The 23,315-nt window shown below is 43.5% G+C and carries 21 protein-coding genes; 18 read left to right on the top strand and 3 right to left on the bottom strand.

Annotated elements, in window-relative coordinates:
* The first annotated feature begins 2 nt into the window (after window positions 1-2).
* The 10 genes from RH86_RS05985 to RH86_RS06030 all read left to right on the top strand — a co-directional run bounded on the left by RH86_RS05985 (window position 3) and on the right by RH86_RS06030 (window position 9,331).
* Entirely contained in the window at window positions 3-668 is a 666-nt protein-coding gene (locus tag RH86_RS05985) for an HAD family hydrolase (RefSeq protein ID WP_009385529.1), read from the top strand.
* 393 nt (window positions 669-1,061) lie between these two features.
* Window positions 1,062-2,345: a nucleoside permease gene (locus RH86_RS05990; RefSeq protein WP_009385530.1), complete on the top strand. Its 1,284-nt coding sequence runs from the start codon at window positions 1,062-1,064 to the stop codon at window positions 2,343-2,345.
* Window positions 2,342-3,268 (top strand): carbohydrate kinase family protein, encoded by a 927-nt coding sequence (locus RH86_RS05995; protein WP_009385531.1) that lies wholly within the window; start codon window positions 2,342-2,344, stop codon window positions 3,266-3,268. The genes RH86_RS05990 and RH86_RS05995 overlap by 4 nt, the downstream gene beginning before the upstream one ends.
* 11 nt (window positions 3,269-3,279) lie before the next feature.
* Window positions 3,280-4,032 carry a nucleoside phosphorylase gene (locus RH86_RS06000; RefSeq protein ID WP_009385532.1) on the top strand — a complete coding sequence of 251 codons (753 nt, stop codon included), beginning with the start codon at window positions 3,280-3,282 and terminating at the stop codon, window positions 4,030-4,032.
* 11 nt (window positions 4,033-4,043) lie between these two features.
* Window positions 4,044-4,838: a BtpA/SgcQ family protein gene (locus RH86_RS06005; RefSeq protein ID WP_009385533.1), complete on the top strand. Its 795-nt coding sequence runs from the start codon at window positions 4,044-4,046 to the stop codon at window positions 4,836-4,838.
* Entirely contained in the window at window positions 4,838-5,980 is a 1,143-nt protein-coding gene (locus RH86_RS06010) for an iron-containing alcohol dehydrogenase (protein WP_009385534.1), read from the top strand. The genes RH86_RS06005 and RH86_RS06010 overlap by 1 nt, the downstream gene beginning before the upstream one ends.
* 95 nt (window positions 5,981-6,075) lie before the next feature.
* Entirely contained in the window at window positions 6,076-6,798 is a 723-nt protein-coding gene (locus RH86_RS06015) for a tryptophan synthase subunit alpha (protein ID WP_009385535.1), read from the top strand.
* Window positions 6,799-6,814: 16 nt separating this feature from the next.
* The gene (locus tag RH86_RS06020) at window positions 6,815-7,369 is read left to right on the top strand and encodes a cysteine hydrolase family protein (protein ID WP_009385536.1); all 555 of its coding nucleotides are present in this window, start codon (window positions 6,815-6,817) and stop codon (window positions 7,367-7,369) included.
* A gap of 385 nt (window positions 7,370-7,754) precedes the next feature.
* Complete coding sequence (locus RH86_RS06025; RefSeq protein WP_009385537.1) at window positions 7,755-8,501, top strand: GntR family transcriptional regulator; 747 nt, start codon at window positions 7,755-7,757, stop codon at window positions 8,499-8,501.
* 266 nt (window positions 8,502-8,767) lie between these two features.
* Entirely contained in the window at window positions 8,768-9,331 is a 564-nt protein-coding gene (locus tag RH86_RS06030) for a cytochrome b/b6 domain-containing protein (protein WP_009385538.1), read from the top strand.
* A gap of 68 nt (window positions 9,332-9,399) precedes the next feature.
* Here RH86_RS06030 and RH86_RS06035 read toward each other — a convergent pair whose 3' ends face one another.
* On the bottom strand, window positions 9,400-10,551 hold the full coding sequence (locus RH86_RS06035; RefSeq protein ID WP_009385539.1) for a PLP-dependent aminotransferase family protein: 1,152 nt from the start codon (window positions 10,549-10,551) through the stop codon (window positions 9,400-9,402).
* A gap of 197 nt (window positions 10,552-10,748) precedes the next feature.
* Here RH86_RS06035 and RH86_RS06040 point away from each other — a divergent pair, with 197 nt between their 5' ends.
* From RH86_RS06040 to RH86_RS06060, 5 genes are all read left to right on the top strand, one after another.
* Entirely contained in the window at window positions 10,749-11,618 is an 870-nt protein-coding gene (locus tag RH86_RS06040; protein ID WP_009385540.1) for a GyrI-like domain-containing protein, read from the top strand.
* 183 nt (window positions 11,619-11,801) lie between these two features.
* Entirely contained in the window at window positions 11,802-13,937 is a 2,136-nt protein-coding gene (locus RH86_RS06045; protein WP_038219314.1) for a TonB-dependent receptor plug domain-containing protein, read from the top strand.
* A 13-nt stretch (window positions 13,938-13,950) separates the two neighbouring features.
* Window positions 13,951-14,484, top strand: a complete 534-nt coding sequence (locus tag RH86_RS06050; protein ID WP_009385542.1) for a YfiR family protein — start codon at window positions 13,951-13,953, stop codon at window positions 14,482-14,484.
* Between the two features lie 2 nt (window positions 14,485-14,486).
* Window positions 14,487-16,427, top strand: a complete 1,941-nt coding sequence (locus RH86_RS06055; protein WP_009385543.1) for a diguanylate cyclase domain-containing protein — start codon at window positions 14,487-14,489, stop codon at window positions 16,425-16,427.
* Window positions 16,428-16,742: 315 nt separating this feature from the next.
* Window positions 16,743-18,080: a serine dehydratase subunit alpha family protein gene (locus RH86_RS06060; RefSeq protein ID WP_009385544.1), complete on the top strand. Its 1,338-nt coding sequence runs from the start codon at window positions 16,743-16,745 to the stop codon at window positions 18,078-18,080.
* A 103-nt stretch (window positions 18,081-18,183) separates the two neighbouring features.
* Here RH86_RS06060 and RH86_RS06065 read toward each other — a convergent pair whose 3' ends face one another.
* Together RH86_RS06065 and RH86_RS06070 are read right to left on the bottom strand one after the other, a co-directional pair.
* Window positions 18,184-18,501, bottom strand: a complete 318-nt coding sequence (locus tag RH86_RS06065; RefSeq protein ID WP_009385545.1) for a hypothetical protein — start codon at window positions 18,499-18,501, stop codon at window positions 18,184-18,186.
* Window positions 18,502-18,846: 345 nt separating this feature from the next.
* Entirely contained in the window at window positions 18,847-19,287 is a 441-nt protein-coding gene (locus RH86_RS06070; protein WP_009385546.1) for a hypothetical protein, read from the bottom strand.
* Window positions 19,288-19,617: 330 nt separating this feature from the next.
* Between RH86_RS06070 and RH86_RS06075 the strand changes: the two genes are divergently transcribed.
* From RH86_RS06075 to RH86_RS06085, 3 genes are all read left to right on the top strand, one after another.
* Window positions 19,618-20,166 (top strand): DUF2975 domain-containing protein, encoded by a 549-nt coding sequence (locus tag RH86_RS06075; RefSeq protein WP_009385547.1) that lies wholly within the window; start codon window positions 19,618-19,620, stop codon window positions 20,164-20,166.
* A 9-nt stretch (window positions 20,167-20,175) separates the two neighbouring features.
* Window positions 20,176-20,394, top strand: a complete 219-nt coding sequence (locus tag RH86_RS06080; RefSeq protein WP_009385548.1) for a helix-turn-helix domain-containing protein — start codon at window positions 20,176-20,178, stop codon at window positions 20,392-20,394.
* Between the two features lie 363 nt (window positions 20,395-20,757).
* A complete protein-coding gene (locus RH86_RS06085) occupies window positions 20,758-23,289 on the top strand; it encodes a glycosyl hydrolase family 18 protein (protein WP_009385549.1) in 2,532 nt (843 codons plus the stop codon).
* The last annotated feature ends 26 nt before the right edge of the window (window positions 23,290-23,315 follow it).

Genomic DNA, 23,315 nt, shown 5'->3' on the forward strand with positions numbered 1-23,315 from the left:
CGATGTCGAAACCCCTCTATGTATTTGATATGGACGACACACTCATCGATGGTGATTGCGCCATGATTTGGAATGCGTTCTTAGTGGAAAAAGGCATCGCAACACAGCCGGATTTTCTGAGTGAAGATCGTCGTTTAATGGCACTCTACGCCGCTGGTGAAATGGATATGGAAGACTACCTGCAGTTTTCCATGGCACCACTGGCTGATATACCTATTGAACAGGTTAACGAGCTCGCCGACGAGTGTGTTGTTCGCGACATTCTACCTAGGCTATACCCACAAGCAACACAACTTATCGAGCAACTCGCCCATGATGGCTGCGATATGTTGGTGATCTCTGCCAGCGTCACTTTTTTGGTCGAAGCCGTCGTAAAGCGGATCGGGATTCCCCATGCATTAGGCATTGATCTTTTCCAAAATAACGGCTGTTACAGCAGTGATATTCTCGGCGTACCAAGCTATCGTGAAGGTAAAGTCACTCGCCTAGAAGCATGGCGACTCGCCCAACCGCAGCGATTTTCTCCGATTCACTTCTATAGTGATTCGATTAATGACCTGCCATTGTGTCAGTACGCCGATTTCACCTATCTAGTCAATCCTTGCCCACGTTTGCGCGAGCATGCCAACCAACCAAATTGGCAGGTATTAAAGTGGAGCCAATACTGATTCCCCCAACTTCACCCATGCTGATGTGAGGCTAATTATCGAAGAGGGGAACACATTCCCCTTTTAAAATTGCAATTACTTCTTCAAATTTGATAAAACCATTTGAATACCACAAATATATCCAATCCTATTAATTTACGCCGCTCATTGCCCTACCTCTTCTTATCTCATCCTACTCATATCCACTCCATGGCTATAAATTTAGGCGGATAAACTAAAACCCCCTCTAAAACATCGTAAATCCCCCTACAAGAAGAAATTATCTTTTTATGGCTTAGCTCAACCTTTTGAGTAATTTTTAAACACAAAAATAAAACTGAGATCTAACTGGCATTAAATTGGTATTACTACTGGTAATTTATTGCTCAGAGTTTGGTTAAAAGGAGTTTAAAAATGTTCAGCGTTAAAATGAAACTTTCAACCATGATGTTTATGGAGTCGTTTATCTTTGGGGCTTGGTTTGTGCCATTGTGGCAATTCTTGAGTTCTAACGGATTTACTCCCAGTCAAATAGCGTGGTCATATGCTTGTACTGCAATTGCTTCACTCATTTCCCCACTCTTTGTAGGAGCGATTGCCGATCGCTTTTTCTCCGCACAAAAAGTTTTATCCGTTCTTATGTTTGCTGGTGCAGCGTTTATGTTCATCGCCGCTCAACAAACGGAATTTAGCGGATTCTTCATCTTTTTAATGCTTTATGCGATGACTTACATGCCGACCATCGCACTAGCAAACAGCATTACATTTTCTAACGTAGACAATGTAGAAAGAGACTTTCCTCGCATTCGAGTACTTGGCACCATTGGTTGGATTTTCTCCGGTGTGATCTGTGGATTTGTCCCGACTTGGCTGGGCTATGGTGACATTTCGTCTTCCAATATCCCGCTTTTAGTCTCTGCTCTTGGTTCATTATGTCTTGGTGTCTTCGCGCTGCTATTACCAAGCACACCACCTTCGAAAAAAGCATCCGCGAGCTTAAAAGAACTATTTGGTCTTGATGCTCTGGTACTACTAAAGGACCGCAGCTTTCTGGTTTTCTTCTTTGTTTCCTTTATGTTCAGTGTACCAATCTCGTTCTACTACACCTTTGCTAACGGCTATCTCACCGAAGTTGGGCTCGATAACGCAACAGGGTGGATGTCATTGGGCCAATTCTCTGAAATCTTCTTCATGCTTGCCCTACCTTTTTTCATTAAACGCTTTGGTATTCGTAAAGTGCTTTTAGCGGGACTTTTCACCGCAGCGCTTCGCTATGGTTTCTTCGCCTTCGCTAACGCTGAGTACTGGTATATGACCTCGTTACTCTTCGCAGGAATATTACTGCACGGGATTAGCTACGACTTGTTCTTTGTTACCGGCTTTATCTACGTCGATAAGAAAGCACATAAGAAAATAAGAACCTCAGCTCAAGGCTTATTGGTTTTAGCGTGCAATGGCATAGGACAGCTACTCGGCTACAACATTGGCGGTGCGCTGATGGAAAAAATGTTTACTTATTCAGAGCCTGTTAACGGCCTAACCTTCAACTGGGCAGGAATGTGGACGTTTGGTGCCATCTTCATTGCCATCATCTTTGTCATCTTTTTGCTCTTCTTTAAAGAGGATAAGCACAGCATTAGCGAAATCATTATTCCAGAAAAGGATGTTGAAGTTCGCTATACGAGGTCAGAAGTATGAAAGTAGTAACATGTGGCTATGCCAGCTTGGATCGAATCTTCCAGTTATCAAATGCACCGAAAGTCGGCGAAACATCCCTTATCTTGAATGATAACAACTGGATTTCGTCATTTGGTGGCTGCTCACCCAATATCGCCTACAACTTAGCCAAACTAGGGGTGGATGCTTATCCCGTAATGAGAGTCGGTCATGATTTTGAGTGTACAGGTTATAAGCAATACCTAGCAAATGGAGGCGTTCATCTCGATTATGTCTCTGAAATCAAAAATGATGTCACTCCATTTTGCTTCCTATTTGAAGACGATTGTTGTGAACACACCACCATTTTTTACACCGGTGCGCAACATTCAAAGTACTACCAACCAATCAAAGACGAGTATTTCGACCACGCTTCGTTTGGCGTGATTACTGTCGGCGATCCAGATGAAAATATGGAGTTTTTGCAAGCTTGTAAACAGCATAACGTGCCAATAATTTTTGGTATGCGCGGCGATCAAAACTCATTTCCACCAGAATTATTGACCGAAGCATTAAACAGTTCAGCTGTAATTTTCATGAACCGCATGGAGCAAGGCTTTATAGAGAAGTATTTAAAACTCTCATCGATTAATGATCTCTACGAGACAGGTCGTGCTCAGATAATCGTCGTAACTCAAGGTCGATATGGTTGCCAATTTTCAACCAAACAACAACGAGAGTTTGTTCATGTTCCAGCCATCCGTACCGAAGTGGTTGATACCACAGGTTCCGGTGATGCGTTTATGTCTGGATTTATTTACGGTCTTCTCCATAAAAAAGAGACATTTATGTGTGCGCAAATGGGGGCTCTTTTATCCTCATTTACGATTCAAGCTCAAGGCTGTACGACAAATTCACCCAATCTAGAACAATTTTCAGAAGCTCTAAAAGAAGCATTTTATTAAGGAATAACGCTATGTCTAGCTTATATATGAAGGCATCTTCAGATCAGGTCGCAAAGTATGTCATTTTTTCTGGTGACCCATGGCGTATTGAAGTCATCAAAGAGTACTTAGATAACCCGGTGCAAATCGCCTTTGCTCGAGAATACAACACTTATACAGGTACTTATAAAGGCGTGCCTGTAACAGTCACATCAACCGGCATCGGAGCCCCATCGGCAGCAATAGCAATGGAGGAAATGTACGAATGTGGTATGGAAGTCGCGGTACGAATGGGCACCACGATGTCACTCAACGATGACCTACTTGGAAAATTCATCATCCCTATTGGTGCGATGCGAGAAGAGAGCACATCCGAAACTTATGTACCAAGCACCTATCCTGCTGTTGCAGACTTTGAGCTTATTCAAGCGATGAACAAAGCAACAACCATGCTGGGTAGTCAATATGACAACGGTATTAACTGCACTATGGATGGTTTTTATTCCCAAATGCGTGAAAGCCGCTTATCCAAACAGATGGGCACTAACATTCACCAAACCTTCGAAGATTTAAAGAAATATAACATCAGCTGTATCGATATGGAGTCATCTTGCATGCTCACAGTCGGTCGATTAATGAATGTGAAAACATGTGTCGTCACTATGGTGACAGTACTCGAAAACCTCAAACAAGTCCTAGAAGGGGAAATTCGCACTCAAAGTGAAGACCTACTTTGCCGTGTCACACTCGAAGGTATTTACCAATTTCACCAAAGCAAACAATAAGGGGGATCATCATGAATATTATTAAAAACAATGGTCGTTTTATTCTAGGTATGGTGCACTGCCTTCCGTTGCCAAGCACGCCAAATTTTAGTGGTGATTGTAAACAGATCATCGAACAAGCTCTCCAAGATGCAAAGGCTCTAAAAGAAGCTGGAGTGGACGGGATCATGATCGAGAATATGGGTGATACACCATTTGGTGAAAAGCTCAACATTGCACAGATCACTGCATTAAGCGCCATTGCGGGCATCATCAGCCATGAAGTGGATTTACCGATTGGTATTGATGCCGCTTTTAACGATTACGAGACTTCAATTGCACTTGCCAAAATCATCGGCGGTGATTTTGTTCGTATCCCGGTATTTGTTGACACGGTTGAATTTTATGGCGGCGTGATGAATCCCGTCGCGCGTGACTGTATGTACTATCGCAAAGCTCTACAAGCTGAACATATTAAGATCTTGGCTGACATCCAAGTCAAATACACCAATATGTTAATCAAAGATATACCAATTGAACAATCTGCGATTACCGCACAAGCATGTGGTGCAGATGCCATTATTGTTACTGGCACACACACAGGTTCTGAAACTCCGATGGAGCTCATCCAACGAGCCAAGAGTGTTGTTAACATTCCCGTCATTGTTGGCTCTGGTGCAACTAACCTCAATATCGCAGAACAATTAAACATCGCAGATGGCGCCATCATCGGCAGTGGATTAAAACAAGATGGTGTGATCACTAACCCAATCAACCTAGACAAAGCGCTACAAGTAGTAAACGCGAAAAAAGGAGCGATGCTGTAATGATGAGACCAATGAAACTTGCAGGCCGACAACTACTATTTGGCCAAGGTTGTTTAGAGCACTTAACGACTCTGCCACACAAAAAAGCCATCATTGTGACCGGCGGAACAAGCATGGAAAAATCAGGCATGCTGCAAACCGTGGCTGAGTATCTACAAAAAGCTAACATGGAAATCGACTACATAAACGGTGTAGAACCTGATCCTTCTTTCAAAACGGTTTATTCGGGTGCATTAAAAATGCGCCAGTTCCAGCCTGATTTAATCGTCGCTCTTGGAGGAGGTTCAGCTATGGATGCAGCTAAAGGTATGTGGGTGTATTACGAGCACGAACATATGAATACTTTGGACGATATACTACCGCCCCAAAAAGTCCCTACATTACGTAATAAAGCCGAGTTACTTTGTATTCCGTCAACGGCAGGAACGGCTAGTGAGGTCTCTCGCTCTATCGTAATCACCGATGAAACCACTCATATCAAATATGGCATCGGTGATATGGAAATGATGCCTGATATCGCCATTTGTGATCCGCTAGTTACCCGCTCAATGCCACCAGCCATCACCGCTGAAACCGGGCTTGATGCGATGACACATAGCTTAGAAGCACTCGTATCAAACCGCGCCAATTACATCAGTGATATTTTAGCGCGCCAAGCGATTAAAGATATCTATGAATATTTACCAAAAGCCTACCAAGACGGTCAAAATCTCGAATATCGTGAAAAAATGCTTAATGCTTCCATGGTTGCTGGCATGGCATTTACCAACGTCTCTCTGGGCATCGTCCACTCAATGGCTCATACACTGGGTAGCTATTTTGGTATTGCCCATGGCCTTGCTGATGCCATTTTATTGCCCTACATCGTGAAATTTAATTCGCAAAACCCAGAAGCCGAAACAGCATATAACGTCCTCGCTCAAGAGCTTGGTTGCACCAATATGGTAGAGCTGGTAGCGAACCTCAATAAACAGCTCAACATTCCAAGCAAACTATCCCAAGTGATTAGCGACCGTGATCTATTCGTAGAAGCCCTTGATGAAATGGCACTAATGGCTCTCAACGATGGTTGTACTAAAACAAACCCTGTCATTCCAAGCGTTGAGCAATTCAAGCATCTCTTTATGGCGGCATTTGAATAGTCACATAAATACGTATGAATCTTGGCTGATCACGAATCAGCCACTCTACACCCTATTAGCGCTGAACAACAAAAAACAAAATTTAGGAATACAAAATGAAACTAATTGGCTACTTATCAAATGGATACCCATCACTAGAACAGAGCAAGGCGCTCGCAAATCATTATATAAAATCAGGCTGTGATGTTATCGAAGTCGACTTTCCAGACTATAACCCTTATCTAGAAAATGATCTTATCAAAGGTCGTATGCTTAAAGCCTTAGAAAGTTGCCCGGATTACGAGCAGTACATGAAGGTGATTAGCGAAATCAAACAAGAAAACCCTACAGCACAGTTCATTTTACTTGCATATGAAACCAGCGTAGAAGCAATCGGAAAAGAGAAGTTTGCGCAATTTGCTAAAGACAATGATCTACTTGACCTTATCTTCGTTGGCTTAAAAAGCAATGAAATAAAAGACTACTTAATTGAGCAAGGACTGAAGGTCAGTTGTTATATACAATTCCATTTGCCAGAAGATGAAATTCAATTTGCACTTAACTCAAATGGCTTTGTTTATCTACAAGCTAAGCCAACCACTGGCAATGTCAACCCAGCTTACCCAACGCTGACGGATTGCATTAACTATATCCGCGAACGCGGCATTGGACGAGAGCGTGAGATTTACTGTGGTGTGGGGGTGCATACACCTGAAGATGCCAAAATGGTCAAACAATCCGGTGCTGATGGTGTATTCGTCGGGAGTGCCTTTCTAAATCTACATAATGATTTAAAAGGTCTCGCGCAATCCATCCATGACTTCAAATTAGAATGTTAATCGAGGCTGACATCCAATGAATAAAACCGCACTCGTTGTCGTTGATATGGTGAAAGACTTCACCTCTCCGGAAGGTTTAGTTTACTACCCACAAAATGAACATATCCTTCCCATTATCAATCAAGTCGTCATTGATGCACGCAAAAAAGGCATTCTGATTGTATTTTTACAGCATCGTTACCGTGCTAATAAACTAGAGAAAAACCTGCTTAATATGCGGCCTAACTGCATTGAGGGTAGCGGCGGAGAAGAGCTCGATGCGATTTTTGATGTACACGACCAAGATTACGTAATACCAAAACGTCGTTACAGTGGCTTCTTTGGTACTGACTTAGACAGTGTGTTACGTGAGCACAAAGTATCAAATGTGATTGTTGTTGGCACAAAAACAAACTGTTGTATTCGTGCTACCGTAACCGATGCCTATAACTTAGACTATTTGCCTATCGTCATTAAAGAGTGTGTAGCAACGAACAATGAAGCTTCTAACGAAATGCACTTAGATGAAATCAATCGCTATCTAGGCAATGTTATTTCGTTAAACGAGTTTTACGAGCAGTTCATCAACTGATGTGAAAATACGAGTATGAACTCCCCCCAATAATCATATTAGTAGCGCGAACTTCCATTCGCTGACCATACTCCTAAAGAGCCTGAGAGGTCACCATACGCAAAGATCATGCTTCGTGTTCGTACCTCTCTTTTTGCAAAATTTTAAAGCCGTACGCTCAGAAAAATATAACTTTTTTGATAGTTAATTCAATAACGTAAACAAGGCAACCAAGTGCAGTCCAATAAGATTGTAATCACGAACACGATTAAGTATCCTGCCAATCAAAAGCAAGTGATTAAGGTGGTCTAAGCATTAGATTACCCACACTATAACAATTTTAAATCAGTCAGATGTGTATGCAAACTTTGCACAATTTCAGTCAGCGCTATTTTAAGGAATCATGATGGGAAAAGAGCTCAAAAACGATGAAGTCTCCGCTTACATCAAGGAAAAGATACAAGCAAATAATAGCGTTCCTATCTATATCAAACTGGCAGAATCAATTAAAAGTGCGCTTAACGAAGGTTTACTTAATGAAGGGGACTTTCTTCCTACCGAACGAAAACTGTGTGATTACACTGACACATCTCGTGTGACTATTCGTAAGGCTTTGGAGTTACTAGAAAAAGACAAAATAATCGTGCGTCAGCACGGTAAAGGCACCTTCATTGCTGATGCCGCAAAAGAACATCTATCGTTCACTAAAAGCTTCAGTCAAAAAATAATCCTAAGTGGACGTACACCCGACACGGTTTGGATTTCAAAATCCCTTGTTGATGCGAGCGAGTTTTTAATCGAACATTTCGCTCTACAACAAAATACCAAAGTATTCCTATTAAAGCGGATTCGTTCTGTTGATAGCTCTCCGATTTCAATCGAAGAATCCTACGTCCCAACGGATTTAATCGACTCGCTGGACGACGTAAAGTTATCTCTATTCGATTACTTCAAAGAACGTGGCATTATCCCTGCAAAAATGAAATCAAAAGTGACTGCCGAAGTCGCAAACGAAGAACTTGTCAAAGTCACTGGCTATGACAAAAGCCAACCAATGCTTGTCATCAAGAATTTTGTCTATGCTGAAGACGGTGTCCCTATTGAATACTCGATAAACTATTGCCGTGGTGATATGTACGAGTTCGTCATTTAGAAAAGTTCATCATCAAATCGCTGGTAATCTAGCGACTTGATGATGGGTTAAGCCGTTAAATCATTCCGCTATGCCACTGGTGTTTCTATTCCTATCCTCCAATTATCGTGCGAACATTTCGCCGTTTAGTTTCTTCCAAAAATGAGCACTTATGTTGTAGGCAAAAACATAGCGCACTCTAATGAACGGCGTAGACTCAGTAAAATAAGACAGCCGCTATACTGTCTTTATTCATAAATTAATAAGTCAGCATAGAAGATCACATTATGGCCTTATCACGTGTAAAGGAAGGAGTGGATGAGCTGTTCGCTGATCTACCAAAGTCCGAAAAAGTGCTGCACGCTTTAATTCTTGTTTGGGTCTTAGCGCAGATCATTACCTCGAATTTCATGCATGTTCATGCGGATACACTGTGGGGAAGCATCAACCTCACAGCTAAGTTGCACGCTTATGGTGGACTTTGCTTACTGCCTATCACATTGGTGTTTGTCTACCGAGTCATTAAACGCCGTACCATTGCCGATATGTACCCTTGGTTATCTGGTAACATCAACCAAATTAAACAAGACATAAAAGTCATTAGCACGTTACGCCTACCCGAATCACAACCAGCAGGTTTAGCGGCGACCGTTGAAGGTTTAGGTCTACTTGCTTTAGTGCTCGCATTATTGACGGGGGCGATATGGTATCTCGTCGCCAGTAACTCAGGCACCGCACCACAACTTCTCGAAATACACAAAACCAGTGTTGGTTTAATCGAAACTTACTTCTACGCACATGGTGGTATGGCACTACTGCACTATATTCACTGGTGGCGTAATAAAGTATAAATATCAACAGATGTAGTTAAGGGGCTTTAAACGCCCCTTTTTTATAATTCAAATTGATGCTTCATCTTCTACAAAAACGATTTTAAGCCCTGCGCTAAGCGAGTTACCGCGTCGGTAAGCTCTTGTTGATTTGCGTTAGTGAAGTTTAGACGCAACGCCGCTGGAGCACTTTCTGCTTCAGGGTAAAATACTGGGCTTGGCACCACAGCAACCCCCGTTGCGAGTAACTGCTTTGCCAACTCAAAAGTGTCACATTGTGGAAGCGAAACCCAAATGAACATCCCACCATCAACCGCATTAATCTCACATGATGTTGGTAACTGCTGCTTAAGCTCACTATAAAGCGTTTCATAACGTGCTTTATATAACGAGCGAATCGACTCAATATGCGCAGGGAACTCATCATGTTGCAATAAACCGAGTAATAGGGCTTGCATCGGCACACTAGAGTGAAGATCAGCGCCTTGCTTGATTTTAATCAGAGGCTCTATGAAGCTTTGCTTGCCGCTCACGACACCAATACGCAGACCCGGAGAGGCGATTTTTGAGAACGAACGCAGTACGATAGAGTGCTGCGGGCAAAACTCTGACACCATCGGTAATGCTTGCCCTTCAAAGCGCAGTTCACGATAGGGCGCATCTTCAATAAACGTCACTTCATATTGTTGACATAGTTGTGCCACTTTCTGGCGAGTCTCTAACGTCCAGCAGACACCGGTTGGATTATGAAAGTCCGGTACGGCATAGAACATCTTTGGCTTATGCTCAACAAAGCTTCGTTCTAGCTCTGTAAGATTTGGGCCTAATTCGGTTTGAGAAATCGTCACTAAATTAGCCTGAACTAAACCGAATACTTGCATTGCACCAAGATAACTTGGCGCTTCCATTATCACAGTATCACCTGGATCGATATAAGCACGCGCAATCAGATCCAAACCTTGCTGGGAACCTGTCGTCACCATCACTTGATGAGAATCAGGCAATTGATAGTAATCACGCAAGAAACTGAGCAACGGCGTATAACCGGCGGTCGAGCCGTATTGGAATACCTCTGGCATAGTGGCCAGGCTATTTAACATCGGCTTCATAAGATCAATAGGGAACGTCGATTCGTCCGGTAAACCACCCGCCAACGAAATGACATTTTTATCACACGCAGCCGCGAGGATTTCCCGAATATAAGACGATTTTACTTGTTGTAACGCGCGCGCAATTTCCATGGAGTCCCTGTCTGTTTTTGTTTTTTATCGTTGCCAAGTCATCTCTGTACTTGGTCAAAGTGCCCACTTCCATGGTTTAAAAACCTATTTTGCGAAGTGATGTACAATTTGTTGTGTTTATTGATAGTACTGCGTGTTGCGCGAATTGATTTGTCCATTTATGCTCTCTGTTATGTCCATTTATGCGAATTTTATTGGTGAACCAACAACACATATCTCGAATCAATGATGTTCTTTTTTATATCCATCAAGATATTAGTCAAGAATTGGCCGGCCGAGAGTTAGCCAAAATTGCTGCCTACTCCGAACAACATTTTCACCGTATCTTCAAACAAGTAGTGGGAGAATCACTACATCAATATATTCGCCGCACACGGATGGAATATGCTGCAAACCAGTTGATGTTCGACACCAAATCACCTGTGATTGATATTGCTAACAAATGTGGCTTTAGTTCGCTTTCATCCTTTAGCCGTGCATTTAAAACCACCTTTCATATGGCACCCGGACAATGGCGACAGCACGATTTTCAAACGTCAGCGAAACCCTATTTAAAAGATCCAGAAATCGCCGCCGGCTACCGCCTCATTGCTCAGCGTCCGATACCGCAAGCCAAAATCCTTAACGTACCCTCACGAAATGTCGCCTATGTTAGACACGTCGGTTATAACCGCTCCATTCGGCAGGCATGGCTGATTCTCAACGCATGGGCAAACTCAGAAGGACGCAAAGTAACCGAACAATTTGGCTTGCATCATTCCAATCCAGCCTGGGTCGAACTCAATCAATCACGTTATGTGGCCTGCATGACAATCGACAAACCCGTCGCAGTTCGCGGCGTGGTCAATCAAATGGTGATCCCCGGAGGCTTACATGCCGTCTTTAGGTTGGAAGGAAACTATGGCGAACTACTGCCGCAGATTAGTCTGATCCTCGAAAAGTGGCTGCCTAATTCAGGGTTTAAATTACACTCTACACCCGCTTATGTGCACTATCATCAAAATCACTTTCTCAATGATAGCGAACACTTCGAGTTAGACTTTTTTTTGCCGATTGGTTTCTTTTAATAACAGACATTAAAAGCGCGACAAATAAATTCAATCGAAACCATCATTATATTTAAAGCAATTAGTATCCTATATCACTGCATAAATTCTCATTTAGTGATACATTTTGCCCAAAATATAACCCTACTCCATGCGGTTAATAGCTAGAACGATAAAAAAACCGCTGCTAGGCAAACGTTTACAATGCATATAATAAAAATAACGCCCCTACTCGCGCCGTTGTTATGTACTCTTCCAGCATTCGCCGTTGATTCGCTTGATGACCTACTTAACATGTCACTGGCTTCCCTAGCGGAAACAAAAGTCACCTCAGCCACTCGCACCTCACAAAGCCTTGCGGATACGCCTGCTGCGGTTTATGTGATTACTGCCAAAGAAATTAACCGTTCCGGAGCTCGCTCTGTCGCCGATGCCCTTACACTCGCACCCGGATTGCATATTGCCAAATACTCAAACTATGACTGGGGCATTAGTGCTCGTGGTAATAATAAAGTTATGAGTAATACCATGTTAGTTATGGTTGATGGCCGCAGTGTCTTTAACCCGATGTTTTCAGGCGTAGACTGGGATCTCATTCCGGTCAGCATTGACAATATTGAGCAAATTGAAATTGTTCTTGGCCCAGTAGGGACGACATGGGGTGGAAATGCGGCAGCAGGGGTAATTAACATTATTACCCTCGATGCCGAAAATGCACTAGAGGCACAACTGACAGTAAAAACCGGCAACTGGGGTTACAGTGAGTACCAAATGCGCCACGCTGGACAGGTGAATGACTACGCGCACCTCAGTGGTTATTTTGAGTTTGTTGAACATCCACCTTGGACTAGTGATGAAGAGCGAGTCCAACCAAACAACCATTTTACCGTTTATACCGAACGTTTCGGTGCCCGCTACGATTATCAAAAACTATCACAGACGTTAAGTATTCAAGCTGGCGGTATTCGTTCACGCGAAGATTACTTATGGGCGAACTATTACCCACATCTATTTTTCCCAAACAATTCAGGTGTAAATCAATACGAAACTGAAATGACGATGGAAGAGTATTTTGCTGGTATCCAACATATTTATGAAATGTCTGCCAAGCAACGATTGGAAAATGACATCTGGCTAACCTACAGTGCTAACGACAGCACTCATCGTAATGCTAACTTTTTCCGTGCCGACATAGATACAAGAATGGTTTGGGATAACCTTTGGGGTACGCAGTTAACATTAGGTGGTAATATTCGCTTAATTGACGAAGAACTCGGTACTTATGATGCAATTGATTTCTATACCATGCCATACCTGCGAATTACTGATGAGCCTGAGTTTTTCAATCAAAGCTATGGTATCTACAGCAACTGGGCAATTCCCGTTTCTGACGATGCCACCTTCACGCTAGGCAACCGTTGGCAATACAACAACATAACTGATGAGGTTCATGCTCAACCGCAAGTACGTTTCAGCTATGCTCTTTCCGAACAACAACGTTTATGGGCCGGCTGGGGAAAAGCTATCATCACCCCGTCACGGTTAGAACGTGAAACCACTTTCCGTCGTAATACACTCATTGAAAATGCACTCTTTAATGATGGTAATTATTACGACTATTACTACTCAACTTCAGATATCGGTAATGACCAATTACATGTCGAAACCGTCGAAACATGGGAGCTTGGCTATCGACTCTGGAATGAAGAAAAAATACAGCTCAGTCTTAGCGGCTATTACAGTAAACATGACCATATTCGCGTAATGAAGAGGCTACAACCATCACAAATTGTCATTCCTGGCGGGTCATCTTCCGGCACCGTAGGGACGGTTATTGAGGCTTATGCCTCTCAATACATAGACCCTTTATGGACGGAAACCTACGGTGGCGAACTCGCGATAAAATGGCAACCAACCGAGCAGCTGCAAATCAACGCTAACTATAGCTATAAACGAATTATTGGCCATTGCAGCGGCGCTGTCTGTCGCTCAAGCGATGCGCCAAAACGCAGTTTAGAAAACGAACCGAACCACTTCATTAATACCCAAATCATGTGGGACATCAATGAACAGTGGTGGGCCAATGCGACACTGCAATATATCGGTGAATCACAATTGCATCAAGACTATACCGATGACGAACGCTACGCTTGGCCGAAAGTCGTCAATCTCGATTTGTCTTTGAGCTGGAAGTACAACCAATACTCACCAAGGATCACCGCTACCGTTGAAGGTGTTGGCGCCGATCAAGACGTTGAGTTTGCTGAGAGTATGGGGCCATTCCAAAATGGCACACAATATTGGGTAACGGTCGAATGGGCCGTTGCACAAGAGATATGAGTAATCTAAGCCTATGATGCAACGTTTTTTCCGCTATATAAGCAGCAGTTGCGCCAGCTTGATGTTGGGGCTGCTGTTGTTCACCAGTAGTGCTAGTGCTAAATACAGCGATGAAGATCTGATGGCGGTCTATCTATACCGCTTTGCGCTGCTGTCTGATTGGCAAGAGACTGGCATGCCGAGTCGTCCATTGGAGTTTTGCGTAACCGAAGAATCGGATGTCGCCCTGCGCCTACAAGATATCGTGTTGAGCAAACCAGAGTTGGCGACTTTTGATAATATTGGTGAGCACTCTGACAGCTCGATTTGTCACATACTCTATGTCGAAAAAGCGGATGAGCAAGCCGTCGCTCAACTCAAACTTGATTACCCACACGCACTTTTGGTCGGTACCCATAAAGCCTTTATCCAATGTGGTGGCATGATTGCATTTGTCAAAGTAAACAATCGCATCAAACCAATGATTTCTCGTGAAAATATTGAGCCTAGCCAGATCAAGTTGCGCGCACAGTTACTCAGTGTCGCCATCTTAGCGAGCGAGGCATAACTATGATTACGACATTAATGGCTGGTCTACCGCTACGCTACAAAATGATCTTACCAACATGGTTAATGGTGACCTTTATTATTGGCGGCATCGGGGCACTCGCCATTCAATTTAACGTCAGTTCGCAAAAAGTGAATCTCGATCATCGTATCAGTGTGCTCACCCAAGCGGTGGCAAATACCTTGCCAGCGGCGCTGACCTTTGATGACTCTTTATCTGCACAAGAGCAACTGAACAACCTGACCTTTGATCCCGATATCATCGCCGCTCAAGTTCTTAACAGTGAGCACCAAGGCTTTATCGACATTCAACGCATTCCTCGTGGCTGTGCGTGGAACAACGGGGTTGTGCAATGCCAAAGCAAAGAGTTTGAAGTGCATACGACACCAATCTCGTTAGGCGGAGAGCAGCTAGGTACACTAAAAGTTTGGGTATCGCTCGAATATCTCAAAGCAATGGCAAACAAACTGTGGACCTCGTTGCTGATCATTACGCTCTCTCTCTCCGTTTTAGCATGGTTATTTGCCCGGTCACTGCATCGTTTAATCATCACGCCTTTGAGTGTTTTACATCATTCAATGGAAAAAATGACTCGCGATGGAGTACTGAAAAAAGAACTGCCAGTGCTGCATGACGATGAACTGGGCAAACTCACAGCTTGCTTTAACGAAATGGTCAGCAGTCTGCGCGAGCGGGAATTCCAATTGCATTCAGCACTGGATAGCGTTGAGCAAAAAAACCGCTACATCTATCGTGCACTTGATGTAATGAAACGTGGCATCGTAGTGGTTTCTCCGGGGAATACCATCACTTATCACAATCCTGCGGCCGCAAAAGAACTAAAAGACATCGAGCATGTCAATAATACTCGTTGTGTGTTGGAGCGTTATTTTGAGCCACGCAGTGCGATTGAAGAAGTGTTAGCGGCTATCGACAATCAACAGCCACTCCATGCTATCGAAATGCGGGCAATCCAAACTCAACGTCACTATCAGGTTAGTTGCCATCCGATGGACGAAAATAAGCACGTATTGCTACAGTTAGAAGATATTACTGCGCGCCACCTTGCAGAACATCGCCGTAAACTGGTTGAGCTGATGTTTGAGCAAAACCAAGATGCCGTATTAGTGGTGTCTCGTAATTTTGACGTTGAAATGCAAAACCAACAAAGCCATCAATGGTTTGGCCAACTTACTTCGCTCTATGATTTGGCGATGGAAAATGAACTTAATCTTGAACAGCTAAAAACACTGCTCAAAAAAGGCCACTTATCGTTAGAGACCAAAGTACGGAGTAAAGTGGACTGGCTACCGTGTCAACTAACCATTCGAACTTTGCGTAGTGCCAAAGGCGTCGTTGAAGCTTTGGTGTTTACCCTGATAGATCAAAGTGTCGAGTTAGAACTAAAACGCCTCAACTATGTCGCTAACCATGACCAATTAACTGGTTTAGCAAACCGCGCTAATGCAGTCCACCGCTTGCAAGAGTCACACAACAATGGTGAGTCGCAAATGGTGTGTTTCATCGATCTAGATGGCTTTAAAGCCATCAACGACGAACACGGACACGCGGTTGGTGACCAACTACTTTGTATGGTAGGAAAACGCCTCACCAGTTGTCTTGCACAAGAAGACATCGTCTCTCGCCTTGCGGGTGATGAGTTTTTGCTGGGAATTAACGGCATGTGCTCTTCACCCTCAATTTTCAACCGAGTGGTAGAGAAACTCTCAACCCCGTTTATGATTGATGGTATCGCATGCCAAGTGACAGCAAGTTTAGGTATCAGCTACTGGCCAGCCACTGACACGACTAGCCTAGACCAAAAAATCACTGAGGCAGATGAAGCAATGTACATCGCTAAACGCCAAGGCAAAAATCAGTTCTATTGCTTAGATCATATCCAGGCTCGAAGCAATGAAACTGAGGTAGGACAATCCGCATAAACTCTGGTTCGCCGCCATTTTGTCCGCGGTTGCGATAGCTTTGTACTCAAGATTCCCGCCTTGGCGGGAATTTTTTTATTCGATGAAAACATAGCCTTGCAATAACAAACCACGCATTGAGAAAGTCTGCACTATAAAACCAACATTAGGAGAATATTATTCTCTAAGAGCAGCGCTTTATGATGAATAAAGCAAACCTTTTTCCTCACGCCAGCGCTATATTAAACCACATAATAACCAAGGGCTTATACCCAGACGAATAAGCTCATCAGCGCAAGATCATAAGCTGATAGCACACTATAGTGAGTGGATAACGTGAAAGAACATTTGTGGAATGGTTTTATCAATGTCGTAAAAAAAGAAGTCGTACCTGCACTGGGGTGTACTGAGCCAGTCTCTGTCGCACTCGGTGCTGCAATTGCAATACGTCGCCTTGCGGCAATGCACAACCTTAACTCAAGCGATTCAGAGCAGAGCTTACCTCACCAAGATCTTCGTATTGATGTCCTGGTTTCACCGAATCTGATGAAAAATGGCATGGGCGTGGGCGTGCCGGGAACTGGGATGGTTGGCCTGCCAATCGCCGCTGCGGTAGGCGCTCTCGCAGGAGATGCGGATGCTGGTTTAGAAGTATTAAAAAACATCTCAGCCGATGATGTCAGTCGCGCAAAAGTACTGCTTGATGAACAACGCGTGTCTGTCAGTGTTGCCACAACCTCCCACATTCTCTATGCGCAAGTAACTATCACTCTTGGGCGATATTCTACTGCCGTCACCATTGCTGACACACATACGCAAGTCATTGAAATTACGGAAAACGATCAAATTATTTATCGTACTGATCCAACCCTAGCGCAAAGCAATGCTCAAACCACACAAGACCACCCCTTTGCCGATGCTAACGCTATCGACATTTTTGAGTTTGCCACTCATGCAGAACTGCAAGATATTGCTTTTATTGAACAAGCTTACTTGCTGAATAATGCCCTCTCCGTCGAAGGTTTAACCGGAAACTACGGCTTGCAAATTGGTGCCACATTCCAACGTAACATTGATCGCGGGTTACTTAGCCAAGACTTGCTCACCGACATTATGCGCCGAACTGCGGCAGCCTCTGATGCCCGTATGGATGGCGCAATGAAGCCGGCGATGAGCAACTCTGGGTCAGGAAATCAAGGGATTGCGGCTACCATGCCGGTCGTGGTTGTGGCAGAACATTTAAAAGTCGATCGGGAGACCATGATCCGCGCTTTAATGCTCTCCCATTTAATGGCGATCTATATCAAGAGCCACCAAAATAAGCTCTCTGCACTTTGTGGCGCAACCACTGCATCAATGGGAGCGGTAGCAGGGATGACATGGCTACTCGGTGGACAGTTTACTCACATCAGCTCCGCGATCTGTAACATGATTGGCGATATCACCGGCATCATCTGTGATGGGGCAAAAACAAGCTGCGCGATGAAGGTGTCATCATCTGCAAGTGCGGCCATTAAAGCCGCAATGATGGCGCTCGATGGCATTCGCGTCACAGGAGCAGAAGGTATTGTCGATACAGACGTAGATGCCACAATCCGCAATATGTCAGCGCTAGCCAATGGCGCGATGACACAAACTGACGTGCAAATCCTTGAAATCATGGTGCAGAAATAGCGACAGAGAAGATTAAATAAAATCACAAAGAGTTGTCGATAATGGCAACTCTTTTGCGCTTTAAGATCCGATAAATAAGCCTATTAACGTCAACGTTTAAAGCTTACATGTTATGAGCGGTTTTATGATGTTCACGTGAATGCTCTTTATGGTCATGCTGCTTGGTTTTATGATGGCGGTGTTCACCATGCTCATGACGGTCTTGGTGAGTTTGCTGAGGATGTTTGTGCCCTTCAGGCTCTCCACCATGTTGAATGTGTGGGTGACTTTTCTCATGCTCACGAACTTGGTGATGATCTTTATTATGTTTATGCTCTACGTCGCTACCATAACGACGATCCATTTTTTCATGATTAAACTCTGCACCATGTTGTTTACCATGAATCGCTTGATTATCTTGTTGTTCGTTTAAATTACTCATAATAATTACATCCTTAATCGAAGGGAGTAATGAAGCAAGTTCGGAGGAAATTTAAGAGACAACCACCACCAAACTCGTTCTTGTGTAACTCGAACTTACTCCTCTCCTAGCCCGTCGCCAATGACGAATCAACCAAAGATAATACCCATTAATGAGTGTTGAAATCATCGCGAGACAGGCGTACCCCCTGCATAAACTCGTTTAAATAAATCAATCAAAGCAGAAAATTATCGATAAAAAACCAGCCATAAAGACTGCTCTCTGAGACAATTTTTGTAGGTATACTCAGAAGTAATTACGCAGCCGTTTCTAATGGCTTATCTAACAATATTTTAAATCGTTTACTCACTCGCCAACACTTTTTCTGTTTTTAGCGTCATCGAGCAACTCGTCCATATTCACATTAAGAGAACGAATTCTGACCGCGCAATAACAGATTAAAATGACAAATATCGCAATAAACGTGACCGAATAACTGTAATCCGCACGATCAATACCTGATGCTAACGTCACTAAAGCCATCAAAATATAAAAGCCTATAAAGTGGCTATAATTCTTCTTCCTAGCCAGCATCGCACGCATTACTATCTCATTCGCTCGATCAATATTTTTGTGCTCTTGCAAAGCAAATTGATGGTATTGCTCAATAGCCTCGATATTCTCTCGGCAACTCTCTGAACACACATAACCATGTTCGATTTTTATCGCACATTCAGTGCACAAGAAGACCAAGCAAGACTTACAAGAACACACGGCATCCACTTCAGGATGATTAAAACAGCGCATTGTCGCCTCTTATCACTTTATAAATGGTGTACACATCGTGTAACGCTAGGAAAGGCGCTCATTCTAGAGAGAAAGTAGCGGTAACTCATTGCGACAAGTCACAAAGTTAATGCTTTGAAATAAAAGCGAATAGCATGCCTATAAACTAAAGTGAATGAAAATGACCAACAATGCGTTTCTCTCACGCGCCCCCCTTTCCTTGCTAAAAGACACGTTGTTCACCACTTTAAAAGCCATGAATATCACTCAAAAATTATTGATAAACGATAAAAATTGATTGTTTTATTATTTTTCAATGATAGATTAGTGACCTCACTAAGGAGTTTCGCTATGCAAAAAATTCAAACATACAGCCGCTATATCCGACTCATTCTTCTTGCGCTGATCGTTATCACACCGATCGCTAATCTGTACTTTTGGCTAACCGTGCAATCAGAAAATGACTTTTTAACCTCAATGGGCATTATTCAATTAGGGTTTGATATCTCAGCCTTCACCCAAGATTCATTAACACTATCAGCAAGATTGTGGGCATTCACCGCTAGTATGCTGCCGTGTGGCATCTTGATGTACGCCTTTGGCATTTTAGCTAAGTTATTTAAGTGCTATGAAAAAGCAGAAGTTTTTACGCTTGATACGGTAAGATACTTCCATAATTTAGGCTGGGTGTGTTTTTTCTGGGCCTTTGGCAACGTAATTTATAGTGGTTTGATTTCAGTCGCATTAAGTTTTAACAACCCACCAGGCGAACGCATACTCGCAATATCTTTTGTTGGATTGGACTTAATGTCGATCTTCTGTGGTTTTATTGTTTTAACTATCGCGTGGGTCATGAAAGAAGCGCAAGAGCTTGCAGACGAACATCAACACACCATCTAAGAGGTAACTATGACCATTACGATTAATCTTGATGTGATGATGGCTAAACGAAAAATCCGCTTAAAGGAGCTATCCGTCCTTGTTGGAGTAACAGAGCAAAACTTATCCATCCTTAAAAATGGAAAAGCCAAAGCCATCCGCTTTAGCACTCTAGAAAAAATCTGCCAAGCTCTCGACTGTCAACCTGGCGATATACTTGTCTACAACCAAGATAACAACGTAGATTAAGAGTACGCACTTTATTTTCATTTAGAGTCAAGATTCTCTTTCCAAGGAGAATCTTACTCCCCCTTAAACACATTTTCTGCACCCAGAACCAGCCATCACTTTCCATCCGAGCACCAATAATTCTATCCATTCTTTCATTTAGAACGTGCGCTTGCTTCCATTACCATGTTAATAAATTGTTAATTGCGATCGTTTATTATCCAACCCTGTCGAAAGTTGTTTTATTTTTTCTCTCTAAAAAATAAGTATTCCCAATACTGATTCTGATGCCTTGATTTACTCACGGCAGCTTTCTCACGATGTTTTGTTCGACTAGGAGGTAAAGAACAATGTGAGCTCAAATAAAGGAAATAAGAGACTATTATGAAACGTTTTTGTATCAGTGCCACCAGCATAGCAATGGCACTATCAGGGTTCGCCAACGCTGCACCTTCAGTCCCAAGTATCGATATTTACGGTTCAAACAATTTACAGTTCTCCAAAATAGAATTAGCAATGGAGACCACCACTGGATACAACCAAATGGTGAAATATTTGGATGAGGCGGCTATTGATATCACCTTTAATCAATGGAGTGGAACTACCGGCGATACCTATAACATTTACTTTGATGCTACTCAGGTTGCAACTGGTCCTATTGCAAGTAGCCAAACCACCGCTAGCTTTAAATACGCACACGGTGGACGCTATCAGATGACCGTTGAAGCTTGTGATGCCTCCGGGTGTAGTGCAAGCTCCCCAGTAGAGATCGTGGTTGCTGATACTGACGGCGCTCATTTACCGCCATTAACAATGAATGTTGATCCCAATAACAAGAGCTACAACTCCGATCCCAATACGGTGATTGGTACTTACTTTGTTGAATGGGGCATCTACGGCCGAGATTTTACCGTGGACAATATTCCTGCAGAAAACCTCACGCACATCTTATATGGTTTTATCCCTATCTGTGGTCCCAATGAGTCAGTCAAATCCGTTGGTGGAAACAGCTATAATGCCCTCATAACTGCCTGTACCGGTGTTCCTGACTATGAAGTAGTCATACACGACCCTTGGGCTGCCTATCAAAAGAGCTTTCCTCAAGCTGGACATGAACACAGTTCACCGATTAAAGGCAACTACGCCATGTTAATGGCACTCAAGCAACGCTACCCAGATCTAAAAATTATTCCATCAATTGGTGGCTGGACATTGTCGGACCCCTTTTTCGATTTCACGACCAAAGCAAATCGCGACACTTTCGTCGCATCAGTAAAGCGCTTTCTACAGACTTGGAAGTTTTATGATGGTGTCGATATTGATTGGGAGTTCCCCGGAGGTGGTGGTGCAGCACCAAATTTAGGTGATCCGGTAAACGATGGCCCGGCCTATATCGCTCTAATGCGTGAACTAAGAACCATGCTCGATGGCTTGCAAACCGAGACAGGCAGAACCTATGAGTTAACATCAGCTATTGGTGTTGGTTACGATAAAATCGAAGATGTGAACTTTGCTGAAGCAATCCAGTATATGGATTACATCTTTGCCATGACTTACGATTTCTATGGCGGTTGGAATAACGTTCCTGGCCATCAAACTGCACTCTACTGCGGCTCTTTTATGCGACCTGGTCAATGTGAGGGGAATGGGGTAGATGAAAACGGAGAACCTTATAAAGGGCCTGCGTATACCGCAGACAACGGCATTAAATTACTACTTGCTCAAGGTGTCCCCGCCAACAAGTTAGTCTTGGGAGCAGCGATGTACGGCCGTGGCTGGGAAGGTGTCATGCCAAATACTCTCAGTGACCCAACCGATCCTATGACAGGCACTGCGACCGGAAAGCTTAAAGGCAGCTCCGCACAAGGAATTTGGGAAGATGGTGTAATTGATTATAAAGGGATTAAATCCTTCATGTTAGGCACTGACAGTCAAGGCATAAATGGTTTTGAGTATGGTTATGATGCTCTTGCTGAAGCTGCATGGGTTTGGAACCAAACAACTGGTGAACTGATTACCTTTGACGATAAACGATCAATCAAAGCTAAAGGCGCTTATGTTCGCAACCTTGGTCTTGCGGGATTGTTTTCATGGGAAATCGATGCTGACAATGGTGATATTCTCAATGCGATGCACGAAAGCTTAGCGACTGGATCTCCGACCAATCGTCCACCGACAGCTGCTGCCGGTAATGATGTAACAGTGATTACCCCTGCAACAGTGCTACTTGATGGGAGTGCTTCCAAAGACAGCGATGGCACCATTAGTCGCTATACTTGGCAACAAACCTCCGGTCCAACAGTGACACTAATCGACGCTTCTACGGCAAAAGCCAGTTTTACTATCGCAGAAGTGAGCCAGACCACTATCGTCAGTTTCCAACTTAATGTCACTGATAATCAAGGAGCTACAAGCTCAGACAGCATGATTGTGACCTTACAGCCCCAAAATGGCACAATCAATACTCCGCCTGTCGCTGTTATCTCTGCCCCTGCGACCGTCAACGCTGGTGATATTGTGAGTGTCGATGCATCACAATCCAGCGATGCTGACAATGACCCACTGCTATTTACTTGGGATATTCCAACCGGAATAAATGCAACAGTTAGTGGTGGATTAGTGACATTTGTTGCTGCCGAATACCCGCAAGATACACCACTTAACTTCAAGGTTACCGTCAACGATGGCCAGACTACATCAGTCACCACAAAGACCATTATCGTGACCAAGCATAGTGCAGGGAATCAATGTAATGACTTATGGAATAGCCAAGTCATTTACACCGGTGGCGAACAAGTCAGCTGGGCAAATAAAGTATGGCAAGCTCAATGGTGGACGCAAGGTAATGACCCAAGCCAATCAGGTCCTTGGGGAGTCTGGAAAGAAGTGGGCAGCGCAAATTGTGTCACACCTTAATTCTTTACTCTAAAAGCAATACCTAA

Origin of the sequence: Vibrio sp. N418 (assembly GCF_000222565.1) — a bacterium.
Lineage (GTDB): Bacteria > Pseudomonadota > Gammaproteobacteria > Enterobacterales > Vibrionaceae > Vibrio > Vibrio scophthalmi.

Coding starts and splice junctions, on each gene's coding strand:
- RH86_RS05985 (WP_009385529.1), top strand. CDS start 3: ATGTCGAAACCCCTCTATGTATTTGATATGGACGACACACTCATCGAT.
- RH86_RS05990 (WP_009385530.1), top strand. CDS start 1,062: ATGTTCAGCGTTAAAATGAAACTTTCAACCATGATGTTTATGGAGTCG.
- RH86_RS05995 (WP_009385531.1), top strand. CDS start 2,342: ATGAAAGTAGTAACATGTGGCTATGCCAGCTTGGATCGAATCTTCCAG.
- RH86_RS06000 (WP_009385532.1), top strand. CDS start 3,280: ATGTCTAGCTTATATATGAAGGCATCTTCAGATCAGGTCGCAAAGTAT.
- RH86_RS06005 (WP_009385533.1), top strand. CDS start 4,044: ATGAATATTATTAAAAACAATGGTCGTTTTATTCTAGGTATGGTGCAC.
- RH86_RS06010 (WP_009385534.1), top strand. CDS start 4,838: ATGATGAGACCAATGAAACTTGCAGGCCGACAACTACTATTTGGCCAA.
- RH86_RS06015 (WP_009385535.1), top strand. CDS start 6,076: ATGAAACTAATTGGCTACTTATCAAATGGATACCCATCACTAGAACAG.
- RH86_RS06020 (WP_009385536.1), top strand. CDS start 6,815: ATGAATAAAACCGCACTCGTTGTCGTTGATATGGTGAAAGACTTCACC.
- RH86_RS06025 (WP_009385537.1), top strand. CDS start 7,755: ATGGGAAAAGAGCTCAAAAACGATGAAGTCTCCGCTTACATCAAGGAA.
- RH86_RS06030 (WP_009385538.1), top strand. CDS start 8,768: ATGGCCTTATCACGTGTAAAGGAAGGAGTGGATGAGCTGTTCGCTGAT.
- RH86_RS06035 (WP_009385539.1), bottom strand. CDS start 10,551: ATGGAAATTGCGCGCGCGTTACAACAAGTAAAATCGTCTTATATTCGG.
- RH86_RS06045 (WP_038219314.1), top strand. CDS start 11,802: ATGCATATAATAAAAATAACGCCCCTACTCGCGCCGTTGTTATGTACT.
- RH86_RS06050 (WP_009385542.1), top strand. CDS start 13,951: ATGATGCAACGTTTTTTCCGCTATATAAGCAGCAGTTGCGCCAGCTTG.
- RH86_RS06055 (WP_009385543.1), top strand. CDS start 14,487: ATGATTACGACATTAATGGCTGGTCTACCGCTACGCTACAAAATGATC.
- RH86_RS06065 (WP_009385545.1), bottom strand. CDS start 18,501: ATGAGTAATTTAAACGAACAACAAGATAATCAAGCGATTCATGGTAAA.
- RH86_RS06070 (WP_009385546.1), bottom strand. CDS start 19,287: ATGCGCTGTTTTAATCATCCTGAAGTGGATGCCGTGTGTTCTTGTAAG.
- RH86_RS06075 (WP_009385547.1), top strand. CDS start 19,618: ATGCAAAAAATTCAAACATACAGCCGCTATATCCGACTCATTCTTCTT.
- RH86_RS06080 (WP_009385548.1), top strand. CDS start 20,176: ATGACCATTACGATTAATCTTGATGTGATGATGGCTAAACGAAAAATC.
- RH86_RS06085 (WP_009385549.1), top strand. CDS start 20,758: ATGAAACGTTTTTGTATCAGTGCCACCAGCATAGCAATGGCACTATCA.